Consider the following 17,692-nt stretch of genomic DNA (forward strand, 5'->3'; position numbering starts at 1 on the left):
GCTGAGGGCTCCTGCGCTTTATGAGGTGGCCAGCGACCTCGCCCGCTCCTTCGACGCCGTGCGCCTGGAGCTGCGTGACGAGGTGCGGGAGCTCCGCCGGCCCGCGCGACCGCCGCTGCGGCGCAGGAGCGCGTACCTCGATGTCTCTCGCGACGGCGAGAGCTACTCGTTCCTGAGCGTGTGGGACCGCGGCAGCGCCCAGCGCGCGCGGCGCTGGGCGCAGGCCCTCGTGGAGCACCTGGACCTGCCCGCCGCGAACGCAGGCGAGCTCGACGCGGAGGTGCTCGAGCTGCGGCCTCCCGCGTTCGGCTACCTGCTGCATGAGGCGCTGGGCCACCGCCTCGAGGGGGACGACCATGTCGGGCCGATCGTCTGGCGCCGGTTCAAGGCGCTGAGCTTCGATGTCTGGGATACGCCAGGTCATCCGGAGTGGATCGGCTTCACGCCCTGGGATGACGAGGGCACGTCGGGCCGGCCCGTCCGGCTGCTCGCGGGTCGCGACGGGCGCCAGGAGCTCCTCCGTGCGGCGACTGGCAATCTGCGGGCGGTCGACGCCTCATGGCATCCCCTGGTCCGCCAGCGCTGCCTGGAGGTGCGGCCTCTCTGCCCTGGCAGGCCGCCGCCTCGGCGCTCGGCGCTCGTGATCGGAGACATCGCCGAGGGTTCTTTCCACGGCGATCACGTCGTGCTGCGCTCGAGCCGCCAGCTCTTGCGCCAGCGCGATGGCCGCGTCCTCCGCCTGCCGCCGCTGCGGCTCATCCTGCCGCTCGACGTCGTGCTCGGCTTCTCCCACGACGGCGACGTCGAGGTGTGGAACCCCGGCGCAGGTTGCCACAAAGGGTTGCAGCGCGGGCTGCCGGTGACGTTCTCCTGCCCGTCCGCCTGGCGAGCGATCTCGGACGATCATGAAATGCAAGTCGAGGTGCTCGGTGAAACCTAGCCTTCGCGCGGCGTGCGGCTCGCTGCTATTCCTGGGGATCGTGGCCTTGCAGACCGGGGCCAGCGCGACGCGCGAGAGCCTTTACCCGCTCAACGCCTATCGCATGTTCGATCGACACTGGCCCGATGGGATCGTGATGGAGCGCGTCCTCTACGTCGACGAGCACGGACGCCGTCATCGGCCGTGGGACGTGGTGCACGTGCCGTTCTTCCAGGCAAACCACGCATCCTACGCCACGTTCCTGGATCCGGCCTCGCCGGAGCAGCGCGCGGATCTCTGCCGTTCGGTCCTGGCGGGTCGCTTCCGCCGGCTCTCGATCGTGGCCGAAGAGGTAGAGTTTGTCCGGTCTCCGAGCGGCGCCATGACCGAGAGCGTCGTGCGCTCCGAGGAAAAGCACGTTTGCACCGTCGAGGGCTCGGCGCCGTGAGCGCCGCGGAGCACCTCTGGCGGCGGTGGCAGGAGTTCCTGCTCCACGCCCCGGCGTCGCGGTTCCTGGACCGGTTCCGGTTCGTCCTTTATCCGTACGGCCTGTGGGAGGTCTGGCGGTGGGACTGGTCGTTCTACACCGCGATGAGCCCGCACCTCTATCGACCTATCGGCCTCGCTGCGGTCCTCGGCCTGCCGTTCCCCTCCCACGGGGTTCTGCTCGGCGTCAAGCTCATCGCGACGCTCTGCGCGGCCGCGGCGCTCTTCAATGTGGCGTTCCGGCTGGCCGCGTTCGGGTTCTTCGCCAGCATGCTCCTCCTGGACGCGTGGCATAACATGTTCGGGTTCGTCGACGCGCGCATCCATGTTGTGTGGCTCTGCGGGCTCATGGTGCTGCATCGGCCTGGCGCGCGGTCCGACGCGTGGGCGTCCAGCGCGTCGTTCCGCTGCATGGAGCTCGTCGTGGTTCTCGTGTACTTCCAGTCGGCTGTCGCGAAGCTCATGCGATCGGGCTGGGACTGGGCGCTCGAGGGGACCACCATGCAGATCGCCATGCTGAGGCAGGGAGAGCCGCTCGGTCTCCTTCTGGCCCGGTCAGCGGAGATATCACGCGTGTTCTCCTGCGCTGCCCTGCTGATGGAGCTCGCGTTCATCCTCTATTTCCCGGTGCGCGGCGCGCGCAAGTACCTCCTCGGCGTGGCGCTGCTGTTCCACATGGGCACCCTCGCGACGCTGAGCATCGACTTCAGCCACCTGTGGGTGTTCCACGCCGCGGTCCTGGTGCTTGGACGGGAGCTCATCACGGATGTCCGCCCGACCACCGAGCCTGACGCTGGTGCCCCGGCTGCGCAGGTCTCGCGGGCGTGACGGCACGCCGCAGCCTGCGTGCACGTGACGTCGTTCGGCGGCCGCTTCGACGGGGCGCCGTCCATGGCGGTGGACGAGCGGCGAACGGCCGAGCGAGCCGCTCACATCTCGGCTCGGCGCGCGGGGCGGCGGCCAGGGCCAACGCGGCTGTCCGAGCGGGCTCGGAGAGCGAGCGAGCTCACGGGTTCGCGTAGAAGTAGTAGGTCGCGCTGTAATCGATGCGCGCTTCGGCGCCATCGTGCGCCTTGTCGCAGCCGTCCGCCGGAGCTTTGCCGCCCACGGTCTCGACGCGCTGAATCCACGCGACGTGGCTGAGCACGCCTTGCCCCTCGGTCGACTTGATCTCCAGGAGCAGCCAGGGGATCGCGGTGGCGTCGGGCGCATCGACCTTGGCCTTCATGGCACCGACGATCTTGCTGCCGTCTGCCGCTTCCCACGTCGGGCCGCCGTAATGCTTGCCGAGCGTCTTTCCTGCCTCGTCCGAGAGCGTCGCGTCCGGGGCTTTGAGCGTCCATTCGAATTTCGCCTTGGGCTCCTTGTTCTTGCCGCACACGTAGATCTGTGCGCCCTTGGCGTTCGCCTTCAAGACGAGGTTGGCCGTGCTCGGCGCCTTGATGGCCTCGGGCGTTTCGGGGGGCGCCAGCTTGGGGACGTTCGCAGTCACCGCGGGCTCGGCCGCGGGCGTCGTTTGCAGAGGTGCCGGTGCCGGCGGAGCGGGCGCGGGCGCTTCGGCGCTCGCCAGCGGTTCGCTCGGCGGCGGGCTCGAGGCGCTCGGCGTCGATCCCGCGCAACCACAACCAACGACGATGAGTCCAATCGCATAACGCGCGTTCATGATGAATTCCTCTCTGATCGCGGCGGCACAGGGGGCCAGGAAATCCAAACGCGATCCGAAAGTCAATCTCCTCGTGGCGGCCGTCCGACCGTACAGCCAGGTGGCATGCGTTGGTGCAAATTTCTTGACAAATTGAGATGAATTTGCGCGAACTATCTTCCCAGTCGCGGCTCATTGCAAGGTGATATCCCAATGCGCACACATCGCGGGTTCCTGGCATCGGCGTTCGTCATCTTCTGCAGCTATGCGTGCGGGGGCGTTCCATCCGATCCGCCCGTTGGTCAGGGCGGCGCCGGGGGGCTCGGCGGTCAAGGTGGCGCGGGCGGCGTTGGCGGCGTTGGCGGTACAGGGGGCGTCGGTGGCACGGGCGGGAGCGGCGGCGCAGGCGGCGTCGGCAGCACGGGCGGGAGCGGCGGCGCGGGCGGCGTCGGCAGCACGGGCGGGAGCGGCGCAGGCGGCGCAAGCGGCACGGGCGGGAGCGGCGGCCAGGATGGCGCAGGCGGAGCGGGTGGGGGCACGCCTCAGGCTGCGGAGACGATCGATTTTGATGTCGTCAGGTTCTATGCGACCGGCTCGAGCTACGGTGGCACCCCATTCTCGCTCGCGGACCTCAATGGCGATGGACTTGTCGACGGCGCGCTGGCGCTGCGCAGCGCGAACAGAGTCGCGGTGCTCCTCGCCGATGGTAAGGGTGGGTTTCTTCCTCGGACAGAGCACGTCGTGAATGGCGCGCATGACGTCGCCGTGGGCGATGTGAACGGCGACATGAACCAGGATCTTGTCGTCACGCTCCTGAGCGCCGACGCCGGCGTCCGCGTCCTGCTCGGCAACGGCGACGGCACGTTTCAGCCTCCGATTTCGAGCCCGGGGGCGGACTACGTCTCGCCCGTCCTCGCCGACGTGAACGGTGATGGGAAGCTCGACATCGTGGCGAGCCGCAATGGCAACAGCATCACGATCCTGGCGGGGGACGGCGCGGGCGCGTTCACGGCGTCGAGCACCCTCACCGGGACCACGAATTGCCGCTTCATCACGCTGGCCGACCTCGATAGCGACGGCTTGCGCGACATCGTCGGTTATGACACGGAGATCTCCTCGCCGGTCGTCAGCGTGCGCTTCGGTCAGGCCGGCGGCGCGTTCGGCCCCGTGACGAAGACCACGATCTCCGCGCAAGACGGCGTGCCGGTCGGCAGCGCGGCCGATCTGGCGGTCGGCGACCTCGACGCCGACGGCAACCCCGATATCGCTGCCGTGGATACGAAGGGAATGACCCTCTTGATGGGTAGCCCGTCGGGCGCGCTCTCGGCGACCAGGCGCGTCCCGGCCGGCCTCGCGCCGAGCGGCGTCGTCCTCGGCGACTGGGACAGCGACGGAGAACAAGACATCGCGGTGGAGAGCATGGACGACTCGCTCCTCAGCGTTTTCCGGGGTGATGGGTTCGGGGGGCTCGAGCCGCGGGTGACCTATTTCACTGGACACCGTGGCTCACGCGTCCGGTCGGGAGATCTCGACGGGGACGGCAACGCGGATCTCGTCATGTCGATGACCGGCCTCATGGTCGCGCGAGGTCGCGGAGACGGGACGTTCCACGCAGCTCCGGCGCTGCTCGGAGGCAAAGGGGCGAGCGGCGCGGCGCTCGGCGATTGGAATGAAGACGGCAGGGCCGACGTGGTCGTCGCGTATGCCGGTGGCCAGTCGCTCTCGTTATTTCTCGGGAAAGGGAGCGGCGCATTCGATATTCCCGTGACCACGCCTGCCGGCGGCGTGGATCCGGAGCAGGTCGTCGCGTGGGACGTGAACGGCGACGGGCACCTCGATGTCGTGTTCGGCACCGACGCGGCGGGAAAGGTCGGTGTGCTCCTCGGTGACGGCGCAGGCTCGTTCGGCCCCGTGACGCTCCACGAGGGCGGGAGGCGGATCGCGCTCACCGACATGAATGGAGACGGCGCCGCCGATATCGCGGCGACCACCTTCGACGACGTGCGCGTGCTCCTCAATGACAAGGCTGGCGGGTTCCTGCCGCCGATCGCGTATCCCGCGGGGATGAACGTCCTGGATGTGGCGGCTCGCGATTTCAACGGCGATGGGAAGGCGGATCTGGCGACGGCGAACTACGACAGCGATGACCTCCGGCTCCTCATCGGCAACGGAGACGGCACGTTCGAGGCGGCCACGAGCCTCCCGGTGGGCAGCTCCGCGTGGACCGTCGCGCCCGCCGATTTCACGGGCGACGGCGTGCTCGATATGGCTTTCGCGACGGTGGGTAGCGCGAGCGTCGTCGGCGTCCTACCCGGCCAACCACGGGGAATGTTCGGCGCGCCCATCACCATGCCGGTCTACCTCCCCCTCGAGTCAGCGCTCAGCACGGCGGATTTCGACTCCGATACGCGGCCCGATATCTTCCTTGCGCTCGGCGGCGGTGGGACGGTGGGTGTGTTTCGCGGCAAGGGCGACGGCACGTTCGACGCCGCGCTCATGTACCAAAGCGTCTTCACCAGGGCGCTCGCGATCGGAGACGTGAACGCCGACCAGAGGCCGGACGTGCTCGTCGTCTCCACCCCGGTCCAGCAGGACGGGAGCGTGAACGTCTTCGTCAACATCTCTCATTAGGGCCATCACCGAGCGTCGAGGTCCTCGTGGCGCGGGGAGGGCGCATCCGCTCTTCCACCTGGCACGCGGCACGCGGCGAGCCGGCCGAGTCCGGCGTGTTCGTGGCCGAGCCCAGGGATCCCGAGGAGGACGGCTGGTTCTCGCTGGTAGCGCGAAGGGGCCCTGTGCCATGACGGCCGCGGCACACTCCGCGACGCGGATGTCGCGGCTGCGGCCCTTCGAGCGCCGCCTCCGGCAGCGACCAGCGCGGCCGCCGGCCTGGCATCACGCTTGCTCGACTCCGGCCACGTCGGGGAGGGAAACCCAATCGATGCAACCTTGGACCTCGGCGCCAGTATCGGCGTTGCTTTCGGCGGTCGCGTTGACCGCATGTGGCGATTCCTCGGCCGTGAACGCCGCCGGCGCGGGGGGAGCGCCGGGGGCTGACGCGGAGTATCTCACGGAGCTCGTCACGCGCGACGACTACACTTCCCTGGCAGGCGAGGGCGCGGAGGTGAAGTACCTGACCATCGTCGACGGCCGCGAGCCTCCGGCGGTGTTCGCCGGCGCAGCGTGCCTGTTTCAGAATACCGACGACCACCCGTACCATTTGCAGTTCCTTCGCACCTTCCCGGAGTACGCGGCGCTCGCGGCGGAGCGTTATGCGGACATGGTGCTGCGCCGCGCCAGCCGCGTGATGTGGGGCGGCGGCCTGAAGCTCTACCCGGCCACGCCCCATCCTCTGACCGGAGCGGCGGGCGTGCTGGCGTACACGGTCTACAGCGAAGCCGCGCCCGATGAGCTCCTGACGGTCGACGACATCGTGCAAGCCGACCGGCGGCTCAAGGGGTGTAGCCCGTTCGCCGAGCGCTTCCTGGTGTTCTCACCGGATGGATCTGCCCAGACCGCGGCGGTGCAAGCCATCGCCGACGAGCTCGTGGCAGCAGGCGTCGCGCTGGTCGACCCGGATGCGCTGTTGAGCGGGCTGTCCGCCGAGACGTACAGCGAGGGCGAGGCGTACGGTTACCTGAAGATCGTGGATGGCGCCGCCGCAGGCAGCGCCGGACCGCGCGACGTGCTGGTGATCGACGCGGCGCCGAGCAATCTGGGGCTGGTCGCCGGCCTCGTCACGCGGCAGCCGCAGAGCCTGGCCAGCCACGTGAACCTGCGCTTGCGCGAGAAGGGGATCCCCAGCGCCGCGGTGCCGGGCGTGTTCGACAACAGCGTGCTCCGCGCGCTCGCCCATGGCCTCGTCCACCTCGCGGCCCGTGGAGCCCACGTGGAGATCGAGCCCGCGCGCCGGGAGGACGCCGAGGCGTTCTGGAGCGCCCGTCGGCCGCCGCTCGGCGATCCAGCCGCGGACCTGGAGGTCGCCTCGCCGGCAGCCCTGGCCTCGCTCGGCTCGGCGGATGTCGCGGCGTTCGGCACCAAGGCCGCGAACCTCGGAGAGCTGTCCCGGATCCTGCCCGAGCAGAACCGCGTGGACGGCTTTGCGATTCCGTTCCGCGCCTATGCAGATTTCATGGAGCGGCGCGGGTTCAACGCCGAAGTCGCGGCGCTGCTGGCCGATCCCCGGGTGTTCACGGACGCCGATACCAAGCAGCGCCGCCTGTCAGAGCTCCGGGGCCGCATGCGCGCCGCCGAGCACGTGCCCGAGTTCGGCGAGGCGCTCGAAGCGGCCGTTCGCCAGGCCTATGGCGCCGCGGGGCTGGTCACCCGGCTGCGTTTTCGCAGCAGCACCAACGCCGAGGACCTGCCGGGTCTGTCGGGAGCAGGTCTGTACGACTCCCGGAGCGGCTGCCTGGCCGACGACCTCGACGCGGACACGCTGGGACCGTCGGCCTGCTTGAGCCCGGAGCACGAGGCCTACCTGCGCGCCGAGCTCGAGCGGCGAGAGCTCGAGCTCGCCGAGCACCCCGACCGGAGCCATCTGCTGCCGCTCATCGAGGATCTGGAGCAGGACTTGACCGAAGAAAAGAGCGCCCTGCTCGCGGTGCGCCGGGTCTGGGCCAGCTTGTGGAACGAACGCGCGTTCGACGATCGCGCGTACTATGGCATCGATCACACCAAGGTGTTCATGGGCGTCGCGGTCCACCCCACGTTCGTCGGTGAGCGCCTGGAAGCCGTCGCGCTCACGGGGCTCGAACCCGACGCGCCGGAGCCTCTGTATCGTGTGGTCAGCCAGGTGGGAGAGGTCGGCGTCGCCGAGCCGCTGGATCCCACCGCCAGCCCTGAGATCCTGACGTTCCGGCGCGCTGCCGGCGGGTCGCCGAGCGAGGTCACGCTCGTGTCACCGTCCTCGCTGGCGGCGGGCGGCGCTCGGCTCTGGTCCGATACCGCGTTGAACGAGCTCGCGGGGCTGTTGTTCGTGGTGCAGGACCATTTCGCGGCCAGCGTGTATCCGAGCCTCACCCCGCTGTCGCTCGACGTGGAAGTGGACGTCACGATGGACGGGCGCACCGTGATCAAGCAAGCCAGACCCTACACGCCATGATGGAGCCAGACATGACCTTGAAAACGATCCTGTACGGCCTCGGGCTCTCGCTGGCGTGCGCCGGCTGTCCCAGCTCCGAGCCGGGGAACGGAGCCAGCGCGGGCGGAGCCGGCGGAGCACCGCCGGACTCGAGCGACGCGCTGTGCGGCGAACGTCCCGGCGGCCAGCTCGGCGCGACCCACGTGCTGCGCTTCGAGACCTCTGACGGGCGCGCGGTGGTCCAGCTCAGGCGGACCTGGGAAGACTTCGGTGCCGGCGAGTCCTCCTTGTATCGATTGGACGGTTTCAGCGTATCGCTCGACGGAACGACGGCGTGCGTCACCGAACCGAGCCGCCTCGAGTACGTCAACAGCCATCATAACTGGACGGACGTCGCGCGAGCCGATGCGGGCACGGCTCGCTACGAGCTCAAGTTCGATCTCGGCGCTCCGTTCACGTTCAGCGCCTTCGCCGCCGACGGCTCCGTGCTCGTCGACGCCGTCCCGATGATCTCGACCGGCAGCCCGGCGTTCTGTTGGGGGTGTCCTGTGCCCTTGGCCGTGTCGATCTCGGAGATCATGCTCAACAACACGAGCACGCTGGCGGATGAGTCCGGCGAGTACGAGCCGTGGATCGAGCTGTTCAATCCCTCGGCGGAGGACGTCGATCTGACGGGCTGGACGCTGTCCGACGACTTCGCCGAGCGCGGCAAGTGGCCGCTGCCCGCCGTCACCCTTCCGCGTCACGAGGTGCTCGTCCTGTTTGCCGACGGCGACACGGACCAGGGCGAGCTCCACACGAGCTTTGCGCTCGATCCGAGCGGCGGCGAGCTCGTGCTGACGGCACCCGGCGGGGTGAGCGATGGCGGCCTCGTGCTCGAAGCTCAGGCACCCGGCGTGAGCCTGGCCTACCAATGGGCCGCGAACGGCTACGTCGTCGGGCAGCCGACCCCCGGCGTGAAGCCGCCGGAGGAATGATCGCGCCTTCACGCCGGACCGTGCTGGCCCTGCGCGCGCGGCCGCGCGCTCGCTCCCGGGACCCTGCCCGCCGATCGAGCAGGGGCATGGCTCGGCGTCAACGCGGCGAAGATCGCAGGATGAGCAGGCGGCCGTCCGTCTTCCCAGCTCCGCCAGCGTCGTCGAACTCGGTGAGGAGCAGCGTCTCTCCGTATCGCATTGCAGCGTGCGGCGACCTCACGCCCTCCGGGGCGGCGAGGATCGCGCGGATCGTCAGGTTCTCCGGGTCGAGCAGCCACGTGCGACCCGACTGGCCCACGGCGATGACTTCGTCTCCCGTCTGCTGGAGCACGGCGACGGGCTCGCCGAGCGCGACCTCGTGCGTGGCTCTGCCGCTCGCTGGATCCACACGGACGACCCCGGAGCGCACATCCGTGAACACCGCGCCCGGGCCGGCGGCGATGCGCCGGTGGGAGTCTCCGATGTGGAGATCGTCGCGCGGCTCCAGCGTGGTCTGGTCGACGACGCTCACGTCTCCATGGCCGTGCGCCACCCAGATCCGGCCGTGCCCGACGGCGAGCGCGAACGCGTCCCGGCCGAGCGCGGGCGAGCGGCGTTGAGCTCCCGTGGCCGGATCGATCCGCACGACCGAGGAGTCCGTCGAGCTCCCCTTGCTCCAGAGCAGCACCCAGAGCGCGCCGTCCGCAACCACCATGTCCTGGGGGGAGTCGGGCAAGCGCGCCAGCGCGCGGGCACGCGCCGTCTGCCCGTCGATCGCCCAGACCGCCTGATCGGTGTGGCTCAGCGCGTAGACCACCCCCGCGGGGGACGCGACCACCTGCACCGGGAGCCGGCCAACCGCCACGTGCGCCGTCACCTCTCCTCGCTTCAGGTCGACGCGCGCGACGCGCCGGTTCCCGCTCTCCGCGACCCACGCCGTGTCGCCGACCACCGCGACCCCTTCAGGCCACTTGCCGATCGGGATCGCCTTGTCGACGGTGAGCTGCGCTTCGACGTGCGCCGTTGCGCGCGGCGGCTCCTCCGGGGCGGCGGCGGGCGCGCCCTGCGCTGCAGAAGCCGCCGGCGCGATCGCCGGCGGCGCCGGCGGCTGGGCTTCCTGGGATGCAGCGGCCGCCGGCGGAGGCGCCGTCACGGGCGCCGCGCCCGAGCAGCCCGCCAGCGTCACGGTCATGATGGCGAGGGCCCCTGGCCATCGGTGGAATGGGCGGCGAGCCGCGCGTGTACGCTCCATGGACTGGCGGCTGTTCTCTACGACCGCGCGCTGTTCTTGAGCTCTGCGCGCGCGGCGCTGACCACGGACATGAACTCACGCGCGCGCTCCGTGAGGACCTGGTCCTTGCCCGCCGCGAGCGCCGCGGCGTCCACGAGCTCGCCGCCGACCCCGAGCGCCACGGCGCCGGCCTCGATGAAATCCCTGGCTGTCGTCAGGTTGACCCCGCCGGTCGGCATCATCTTCACCTCCGGGAGCGGCGCGCGCAGGGCGCGCAGGTACTTCGCACCCCCCATCGCGGAGCACGGGAACACCTTCACCGTGTCGGCGCCGGCGTTCCACGCGGTGATCACCTCGGTCGGCGTGAGCGCCCCCGGGAAGACCGCCCTCCCGAGATCGTGCGCCGCGCGGATGACCTCCAGGTCGAGCCCCGGGCTCACGATGAACTCGGCGCCTGCCTCGATGCACGCGCGGGCCGCGTCCGCGGTGAGCACGGTGCCCGCGCCGACGAGGACGTGGTCCCCCATCCGCGAGGCGATCTCGCGCATGACGGACAGGGCGCCGGGGACGGTCATCGTGATCTCGACGACCTCGATGCCGCCCGCGCAGAGCGCGCGAGCGGCCCGCACGGCGAGCTCTCCGCTCGGCGCGCGCACGACGGGGACGACGCCGATCTCCTCGATGCGGCGGACGACTTGCTCCCTGTTCATCGCTCGATCCTCGCGCCGGCTCCGCTCATCGCCTTCCGCACCTCGTCGAGCGACGCCATCGAGGTGTCCCCCGGGGTCGACATCGCCAGCGCGCCATGCGCGACGCCGCACTCGAGCGCCCACTGCGGGCTCTGCTCGGCCAGGAGGCCATAGATGATCCCCGAAGCGAACGAGTCGCCGCCACCCACGCGGTCCAGGATCTCGATGTCTCGCTGCGGGACCTCGTGGAACTCGCCCTTGTAGTACAGGATGCCACCCCAGCCGTTCACGCTGGCGGTCCTGGCCGTCCGGAGGCTCGTGGCGACGACCGAGATGTTGGGGTACGCCGCGACGACCTCGGAGATCATCCGGCGGAAGCCGCTCGTGTCGAGCTGGCTGTAGCTGCTGTCCACGCCGGACACCTCGAAGCCGAGGCCGGCTACGAAGTCCTCCTCGTTGCCGAACACGCAGTCGACGTACGGCATGAGGGCGCGATTGACCTCGCGCGCCCGCCGCTGGCCGCCGAAGTTCTTCCACAGCGAGGGCCGGTAGTTGAGGTCGTAGGAGATCCGCACGTCATGCGCGCGCGCGACCTCCATGGCCTCGTGCGCCACGCCGGCCGTGGTCTCCGAGAGAGCGCAGAAGATGCCGCCGGTGTGGAACCAGCGCGCGCCGCGCTCGCCGAAGACGGTCTTCCACGGCACGTCGCCGGGCCTGAGCTTGGACGTCGCGCTGTGGCCGCGGTCCGAGCAGCCGGCGGCCGCGCGGGGCCCGAAGCCGCGCTCGGTGAAGTTGAGGCCGTTGCGCACGTCCCGGCCCACGCCGTCGTAGTCGACCCAGCGCAGGAAGGACGTGTCGACCCCGCCCTGGAGCATCAGGTCCTCGATGAGGCGCCCGACGGCGTTGTCCGCGAGCGCCGTGACGATGGCGGTGCGGAGACCGAAGCAGCGCCGGAGCCCCCGCGCCACGTTGTACTCGCCCCCGCCCTCCCAGACGTCGAACGTCCGCGCCGTGTGGACGCGGCGCTCACCCGGGTCGAGGCGCAGCATCACCTCGCCGAGGCTCACCTGGTCCCACTGGCAACCCTTTGCACTGCGAATCTGCATCTTCTTCTCCTCGACGGCTCATCCAGGCGCCGTCGATGGATAAGTTGTTGAACTGGTGGGGCTGTTCGGCAAGGCTCTCAACACAGCCTCCGATGCCCCGCGCCGTGCGCGTGGGAAGCGAGCCGGCAGCGTGCGGCGCCGGGCTGCGACTATGTTGGAAAACTTGTCGAACAGTTCTCCAGCGTCGCTTCTCCAGGGTTGGTGATCGATCCCGAGCCCAGGGATGAAGGGCCGCCGCGCATGGGCCTGCTCAGAGGAGCGAAAGGAAACCCCGAGGCAAATTGTGAACGTTCACATACCGGGTGTCAACCAAAATGGATCGGCGCGACGCCATGCTCGATCGCGATGGGGGCGCAGCGGCGGCCGGCCGCGGCGCCCATGACCCAGGTCGAGGAGATGGCGGGTCGCCGCCGCGCCGTCGTGTTGGTCGACGGCGACCACCGGGACCGAATCGTCCAGCCCGCCCGCGACAGCGGTGATCCCAGATGCTCCTTATAGGGATAGGCCCTTGACCAGGGGCAAGCGGATTGGAAATTGGAATCTACATCGAACATCACCGCGGCCCGGTGTCTGCCTCTCTTGCCGCGGCGCTCCGGAGGAGGCTTGCCCGCCACCCGAGTCCGAGCTCGGCCTCAGCAACGGATTGGTGTTGACATCGTTCATGTGAACGTTCACATTAATGGCCTCCTTATTCCGCTTTGCCATGAGGGGGTCGTCATGCGCAGCGACACCTTCGCTATCGGGATCGCGTTCGGCACCGACTCGAAAAAGACTCCACCATGAAAATACTCACGAGTATTCCGACGACTTTCGCCAAGCTGTGCCTGATGATGACGCTCTCGCCGCTCGCGGCGTGTGCGTCGTCTTCCGCGACCACCGCGACGCCACCCGAGACGGCGGGCGACACGAGCAAAGCGGCGGCACCGCTGGCCGTGCCGGCGGAGCAGCGGCGGCCGATCCTCGACACGCACATCCATCTCTACCAGGTCACGCGTCCGGGCGGCGTCGTTTGGCCGGAAGCCAAGCAGAAGCCGATCTACCGCGACGTGTTGCCCCCGGAGTATGAAGCCGTCGCCAAGCAGAATGGCATCATCGGCACCGGCATCGTCGAAGCCAGCCCCGCCGTCGACGACAACTTCAAGGTCCTCGAGATGACGAAGGGCAACGACTTCTTCAAGTTCCTCGTCGCGCAGCTCGAGATCGGCTCGCCGAGCTTCAGCGCCGATCTGGCGCGCCTCGCCGCGGACCCGCGCGTGGTCGGCATTCGCGGCTTCCTCTGGAGCCCGAAGCTGACGCTCGACGCCAAGCAGCTCGCCTCGCTGGAGGAGCTCGCGGCCAAGGGCATGACGCTCGACATCATCAGCCGCGGCGCCCTCAACCCGAAGGACAAGGTCGAGGCGCTCGCGACCGCGGTGCCCAAGCTCCGTATCATCATCGACCACCTGGCGGGCGCGAAAGGGCCGACGCCGGATCCGGCCTGGGTCGATGCGATGCAGCGGCTGGCCAGGCACCCGAACATCTACATCAAGTTCTCGTCGTTCTTCGACATGTACAACCCGGCCGCCACCGAGGACGACCCCTGGAAGGCGCCGACCGATCTGGCGGCGTACAAGGCGCACTTCGATGTGCTGATGAAGGCCTTCGGCGAAGACCGGCTGATCTGGGGCAGCAACTGGCCCGTCGTCGACATGGGCGGCAGCCTCGCTTCGGAGATCGAGGTCGCCGAGCTCTACCTCAAGGAGTTTGGTCAGGAAGCACGTGACAAGGTCATGTACAAGAATGCGCAGAAATTCTACGCGCGTCACCCCTGAACAGCGGCGTCCCGAGCGCCACGGCGAAGGCGGCGCCCGCCGCCCCGCTCACGGATCGTGAAGCAACGCCACGTCGCTTCGGCTTCGGCCCTTCGACATGGCGCTCTGTCCCTTGGCAGAACGAAGCGGCCCCGGCTGCGGAGCGCGCCGTGAAAGCCGCGAGTGAACGAAGTCGCTCAGTGAGGCAATGACAGCATGAAAGCCCTGACGATCACGGGTCCGTCGGTTGCACAGGTGAGCCAGATCCGCGAGCCCAAACCCGCGCACGATGAGGTGTTGATCCGCGTGCAGCGGGTCGGTTTGTGCGGCTCCGACTTGAACACGTTCTTGGGCAAGAACCCGATGGTGACGTACCCTCGGGTGCTGGGGCACGAGGTGGCCGGCACCATCGTGGAGCTCGGCTCGGGCGTCGAGGCGGACTGGCGCGTCGGTGCCGACGTCACGTTCACGCCGTACACGGCGTGCGGCGGGTGTCCCTCGTGCCGCGCGGGAAGGCGCAACGCCTGCCGCGACAACAAGACCATGGGCGTACAGCGCGACGGCGCGCTGACCGAGCTCGTGGCCGTGCCGTACCAGAAGCTCTTCACGTCACGGAAGTTGAGCCTCACGGAGCTCGCGCTCGTCGAGCCGTTCTCGGTGGGCTTTCACGCGGCGGCGCGAGGGCGCGTCGAGGCCGAGGAGACCGTGCTGGTGATGGGCTGCGGCGGCGTGGGGCTCGGGGCCATCGCCGGCGCGGTGAGCCGCGGCGCGCGCGTGATCGCGCTCGACACGCAGGAGGAAAAGTTCGCGCTCGCCAGGGCGCTCGGAGCGCGGGAGGCGGTTCTCGGGGACGCCGATGCACGCCAGCGCGTGATGGACCTGACGAACGGCGACGGGCCGGATGTCGTGATCGAAGCCGTGGGCGCGACCGCGACGTACCGCAACGCGGTGGAGTGGGTGAAGTTTTGCGGCCGAGTCGTGTACATCGGGTACGGCAAAGAGCCGGTGAGCTACGAGACAAGGCTGTTCGTGATGAAGGAGCTCGACATCCTCGGCGCGCGCAACTGCCTGCACGAGTTCTCGGACGTGATCGCCTTCTTCGAGCGACGCACGTTCGACCCGAACATCCTGATCTCGAAATCGATCCCCATCGAAGGCGTTCCCGAGGCGCTCGCCGACTGGGCTGCCCACCCCGGTCGAACGTCCAAGATCATGGTGGGCATGTCGTGAGCGCACACGAGCCTCGCGTGGGTACGCGCCCGCTGAGCCACCGGAGCACTGACATGGGCAATCCGATTCTTCAGTTCGGCACGAGCCGGTTCCTGCAGGCTCACGCGGACCTTTTCATCTCGGAGGCGCTCCTCGCCGGCCGCGCGCTCGGGACGATCACCGTGGTGCAGACCACGTCGAACCCCGAGAGCCGCGCGCGCATCGACGCGCTGCGCGCGCAGGGGCGTTACCCCGTGCGGATCCGCGGGCTGCGCCGCGAAGGGGTCGTCGACACGACGACCGAATGCGGCTCGATCACGGAGGCGCTCGACGCGAACACCGATTGGCCGCTCGTGCGCGAGCGCTTCGCGAAGGATGCGCGCGTCGTGATCTCGAACACGAGCGACAGCGGATACGTCTGCTCGCCCGAGGACACGGCGAGTTTGCTGGCGCCCGGCGCGGGCGTGCCGCGCGGGTTCGCCGCGAAGCTCGTCGTCCTGCTGCGCGCGCGCTTCGAGGCGGGCGCCGCGCCGCTCACGCTGCTGCCTTGCGAGCTCGTCTCGAACAACGGTGACACGCTGCGTGCGCTCGTCGCCGGCGTCGCGCGCCAGTGGGGCGCCGACGCCGCCTTCCTGAGCTACATCGAGCACACGTGCATCTGGGTGAATTCGCTCGTCGACCGGATCGTCTCCGAGCCGATCCGCCCCGTCGGCGCGATCGCCGAGCCCTACGCGCTCTGGGCGATCGAGCGGCGCGAGGGAATGGTGCTGCCGTGCCAGCATGAAGCGATGATCGTGACGGACGACCTGCTCCATTACGAACGCTTGAAGCTGCTGTTGCTGAACCTCGGGCACACCTACCTCGCCGAGCGCTGGCAGCTCGACGGGCGCCCTGCGGACGAGAACACGCTGCGCGCGATGCGCAATCCGGCCTTGCGCGCCGATCTCGAGGCGCTCTGGCGCGACGAGGTGGTGCCCGTCTTCGATGCGCTCAACAAGGGGGCTGCCGCGCGCGCCTACCTCGACGAGGTGCGCCAGCGCTTCCAGAACCCATTCCTTGATCACCGGCTCTCCGACATCGCGCGCAACCATGGCGAGAAGAAGCGACGCCGCTTCGGGCCCGTGGTCGAGCTCGCGCGCGAGCTCGGCCTGAACCTCGATCAGCCCCGGCTGCGCGCGGCGCTCCGCACGGCCGTGCCCGCATGAGCATGTGCGGCTGCCCAAAGGAGGCATGCAGATGAGAAAGATGCGTTGGGTCGTGCTTTTTCTGTGCTTTCTCGCCGTCGCCATCAACTACATCGATCGCGCCAATCTGGCCGTCGCGGCGCCCCAGATCGAGAAGGAGCTCGGCATCGGCCCCGCCCAGATGGGGTTCATCATGAGCGGCTTCTTCTGGACCTACGCGCTCATGCAGATGCCGTTCGGCTGGTTCGTCGATCGCGTGGGGGCGCGCATCGCGCTGCCGATCGCCGTCGGCTGGTGGTCGCTCTTCACCGCGGCGACCGCCGGCGCGTCGAGCGTCGCGGCCATGTTCGGCTACCGGTTGCTGCTCGGCGTGGGCGAAGCCGGCGCCTACCCGGCCTGCGCCAAGCTCGTGAGCCAGTGGTTCAAGCCGCGCGAGCGCGCGCTCGCGACGGGCATCTTCGACAGCGGTGCGCGCGTCGGCTCGGCGCTGTCGATTCCCCTCGTCGCGCTCATCATCGACACGCTCGGATGGAAGGCGGCCTTCATCATCACGGGCCTGTTCGGCGCGGTGTGGATCCTCGGCTGGGTCGTCATCTACCGCAGCCCCGCACATGGCGACATGACGGGCGAGAAGGACGTCGTGCACGCAGCGCCCGCAGAGGACGCGCAGAACAGCGTGACGTGGGCGTCGCTCTTCCGCCATCGCACGCTCTGGGGCATGATGCTCGGCTTCTTCTGCCTCAACTTCACCAACTACTTCTTCATCACGTGGTTCCCGAGCTACCTCGTGCAAACGCGCGGCTTCTCGCTCAAGTCGCTCGGCACGCTCGGCATGATCCCCGCGCTGATGGCGATCCCGGGCGGCTGGATCGGCGGCTTCGTCTCCGACACGCTCTATCGCCGTGGCTGGAGCCTCACCGCCGCACGCAAGACCTGCATGGTCGGCGGCATGCTGGTGTCGTCGGCGATCACGTTGTCGGCGTTGACCTCCAACATCTATCTGATGCTCGCCTTCTTCGGCATCTCCTACGCGAGCCTCGCGTTCGCCGGCGCCAGCATCTGGTCCCTTCCCGGCGACGTCGCGCCCACGCCGCGCCATGTGGCTTCGATCAGCGGCATCCAGAACTTTGCGTCGAACCTGGCCGGCATCGTCATCACGACGTTCACCGGCGTGATGCTCTCCCTGACCAAGGGATCATTCACGATCCCGCTCGTCGTGGCGGGCGGCTTCTGCCTGCTCGGCGCGTTCAGCTACCTCGTCATCGTCGGCAAGATCGAGCCGCTCCAGGTCGGGTCGGCGCCGAGCGCAGCGAGGTACCGCAGCCTGGATATCGACCGAGATAGTTCGCCTACCAGCGCAGGGTGAGATCGTCCATCCGGCTCGGTCACCGGAGGCG

The 17,692-nt window shown here is 69.1% G+C and carries 14 protein-coding genes; 10 read left to right on the forward strand and 4 right to left on the reverse strand.

All coding sequences use genetic code 11. The features are described 5' to 3' along the window. The first annotated feature begins 25 nt into the window (after nt 1-25). Genes WME95_RS07150 through WME95_RS07160 form a run of 3 tightly spaced genes read left to right on the forward strand, consistent with a single transcriptional unit; the run spans nt 26 to nt 2,233 of the window. On the forward strand, nt 26-940 hold the full coding sequence (locus WME95_RS07150) for a hypothetical protein (protein WP_437907670.1): 915 nt from the start codon (nt 26-28) through the stop codon (nt 938-940). After that, nucleotides 930-1,367, forward strand: a complete 438-nt coding sequence (locus WME95_RS07155) for a hypothetical protein (protein WP_437907671.1) — start codon at nt 930-932, stop codon at nt 1,365-1,367. Before WME95_RS07150 ends, WME95_RS07155 begins: the two co-directional genes overlap by 11 nt. Then, on the forward strand, nt 1,340-2,233 hold the full coding sequence (locus WME95_RS07160) for a hypothetical protein (RefSeq protein WP_437907672.1): 894 nt from the start codon (nt 1,340-1,342) through the stop codon (nt 2,231-2,233). Before WME95_RS07155 ends, WME95_RS07160 begins: the two co-directional genes overlap by 28 nt. A gap of 178 nt (nt 2,234-2,411) precedes the next feature. Here the strand turns inward: WME95_RS07160 and WME95_RS07165 are convergent, their stop codons facing one another. Beyond that, a complete protein-coding gene (locus WME95_RS07165) occupies nt 2,412-3,116 on the reverse strand; it encodes a DUF3455 domain-containing protein (protein ID WP_437907673.1) in 705 nt (234 codons plus the stop codon). A 144-nt stretch (nt 3,117-3,260) separates the two neighbouring features. Here WME95_RS07165 and WME95_RS07170 point away from each other — a divergent pair, with 144 nt between their 5' ends. From WME95_RS07170 to WME95_RS07180, 3 genes are all read left to right on the forward strand, one after another. Next, nucleotides 3,261-5,678, forward strand: coding sequence for an FG-GAP repeat domain-containing protein (locus WME95_RS07170; protein ID WP_437907674.1), 2,418 nt, complete (start codon nt 3,261-3,263; stop codon nt 5,676-5,678). Nucleotides 5,679-6,066: 388 nt separating this feature from the next. Then, nucleotides 6,067-8,151: a PEP/pyruvate-binding domain-containing protein gene (locus tag WME95_RS07175; RefSeq protein ID WP_437907675.1), complete on the forward strand. Its 2,085-nt coding sequence runs from the start codon at nt 6,067-6,069 to the stop codon at nt 8,149-8,151. 11 nt (nt 8,152-8,162) lie between these two features. Continuing rightward, complete coding sequence (locus WME95_RS07180) at nt 8,163-9,107, forward strand: lamin tail domain-containing protein (RefSeq protein WP_437907676.1); 945 nt, start codon at nt 8,163-8,165, stop codon at nt 9,105-9,107. A gap of 97 nt (nt 9,108-9,204) precedes the next feature. Here WME95_RS07180 and WME95_RS07185 read toward each other — a convergent pair whose 3' ends face one another. The 3 genes from WME95_RS07185 to WME95_RS07195 form a co-directional block, all read right to left on the reverse strand. Next, nucleotides 9,205-10,278: a hypothetical protein gene (locus tag WME95_RS07185; RefSeq protein WP_437907677.1), complete on the reverse strand. Its 1,074-nt coding sequence runs from the start codon at nt 10,276-10,278 to the stop codon at nt 9,205-9,207. A gap of 77 nt (nt 10,279-10,355) precedes the next feature. Further along, nucleotides 10,356-11,027: a bifunctional 4-hydroxy-2-oxoglutarate aldolase/2-dehydro-3-deoxy-phosphogluconate aldolase gene (locus tag WME95_RS07190; protein ID WP_437907678.1), complete on the reverse strand. Its 672-nt coding sequence runs from the start codon at nt 11,025-11,027 to the stop codon at nt 10,356-10,358. Continuing rightward, nucleotides 11,024-12,112 (reverse strand): PfkB family carbohydrate kinase, encoded by a 1,089-nt coding sequence (locus WME95_RS07195; RefSeq protein ID WP_437907679.1) that lies wholly within the window; start codon nt 12,110-12,112, stop codon nt 11,024-11,026. Before WME95_RS07195 ends, WME95_RS07190 begins: the two co-directional genes overlap by 4 nt. A 779-nt stretch (nt 12,113-12,891) precedes the next feature. On the opposite strand from WME95_RS07195, the gene WME95_RS07200 reads away from it, so the two are divergent. The 4 genes from WME95_RS07200 (at nt 12,892) to WME95_RS07215 (ending at nt 17,661) form a co-directional block, all read left to right on the forward strand. Further along, the gene (locus WME95_RS07200; protein ID WP_437907680.1) at nt 12,892-13,923 is read left to right on the forward strand and encodes an amidohydrolase family protein; all 1,032 of its coding nucleotides are present in this window, start codon (nt 12,892-12,894) and stop codon (nt 13,921-13,923) included. 195 nt (nt 13,924-14,118) lie between these two features. Continuing rightward, the gene (locus WME95_RS07205; protein ID WP_437907681.1) at nt 14,119-15,132 is read left to right on the forward strand and encodes a zinc-binding alcohol dehydrogenase family protein; all 1,014 of its coding nucleotides are present in this window, start codon (nt 14,119-14,121) and stop codon (nt 15,130-15,132) included. A gap of 53 nt (nt 15,133-15,185) precedes the next feature. Next, nucleotides 15,186-16,316, forward strand: a complete 1,131-nt coding sequence (locus WME95_RS07210) for a mannitol dehydrogenase family protein (RefSeq protein ID WP_437907682.1) — start codon at nt 15,186-15,188, stop codon at nt 16,314-16,316. A gap of 31 nt (nt 16,317-16,347) precedes the next feature. Beyond that, nucleotides 16,348-17,661, forward strand: a complete 1,314-nt coding sequence (locus WME95_RS07215) for an MFS transporter (RefSeq protein ID WP_437907683.1) — start codon at nt 16,348-16,350, stop codon at nt 17,659-17,661. Nucleotides 17,662-17,692: the final 31 nt, after the last annotated feature.

The sequence above is a fragment of the Sorangium sp. So ce327 genome, from assembly GCF_051530205.1.
In the GTDB taxonomy this organism is placed as follows: Bacteria; Myxococcota_A; Polyangia; order Polyangiales; family Polyangiaceae; genus Sorangium; species Sorangium cellulosum_B.

What these genes read in the sequence shown, in the direction of transcription:
- WME95_RS07200 (WP_437907680.1), top strand. Translation starts at nt 12,892, where the DNA reads ATGAAAATACTCACGAGTATTCCGACGACTTTCGCCAAGCTGTGCCTG.
- WME95_RS07180 (WP_437907676.1), top strand. Translation starts at nt 8,163, where the DNA reads ATGACCTTGAAAACGATCCTGTACGGCCTCGGGCTCTCGCTGGCGTGC.
- WME95_RS07205 (WP_437907681.1), top strand. Translation starts at nt 14,119, where the DNA reads ATGAAAGCCCTGACGATCACGGGTCCGTCGGTTGCACAGGTGAGCCAG.
- WME95_RS07210 (WP_437907682.1), top strand. Translation starts at nt 15,186, where the DNA reads ATGGGCAATCCGATTCTTCAGTTCGGCACGAGCCGGTTCCTGCAGGCT.
- WME95_RS07190 (WP_437907678.1), bottom strand. Translation starts at nt 11,027, where the DNA reads ATGAACAGGGAGCAAGTCGTCCGCCGCATCGAGGAGATCGGCGTCGTC.
- WME95_RS07215 (WP_437907683.1), top strand. Translation starts at nt 16,348, where the DNA reads ATGAGAAAGATGCGTTGGGTCGTGCTTTTTCTGTGCTTTCTCGCCGTC.
- WME95_RS07195 (WP_437907679.1), bottom strand. Translation starts at nt 12,112, where the DNA reads ATGCAGATTCGCAGTGCAAAGGGTTGCCAGTGGGACCAGGTGAGCCTC.
- WME95_RS07185 (WP_437907677.1), bottom strand. Translation starts at nt 10,278, where the DNA reads ATGACCGTGACGCTGGCGGGCTGCTCGGGCGCGGCGCCCGTGACGGCG.
- WME95_RS07170 (WP_437907674.1), top strand. Translation starts at nt 3,261, where the DNA reads ATGCGCACACATCGCGGGTTCCTGGCATCGGCGTTCGTCATCTTCTGC.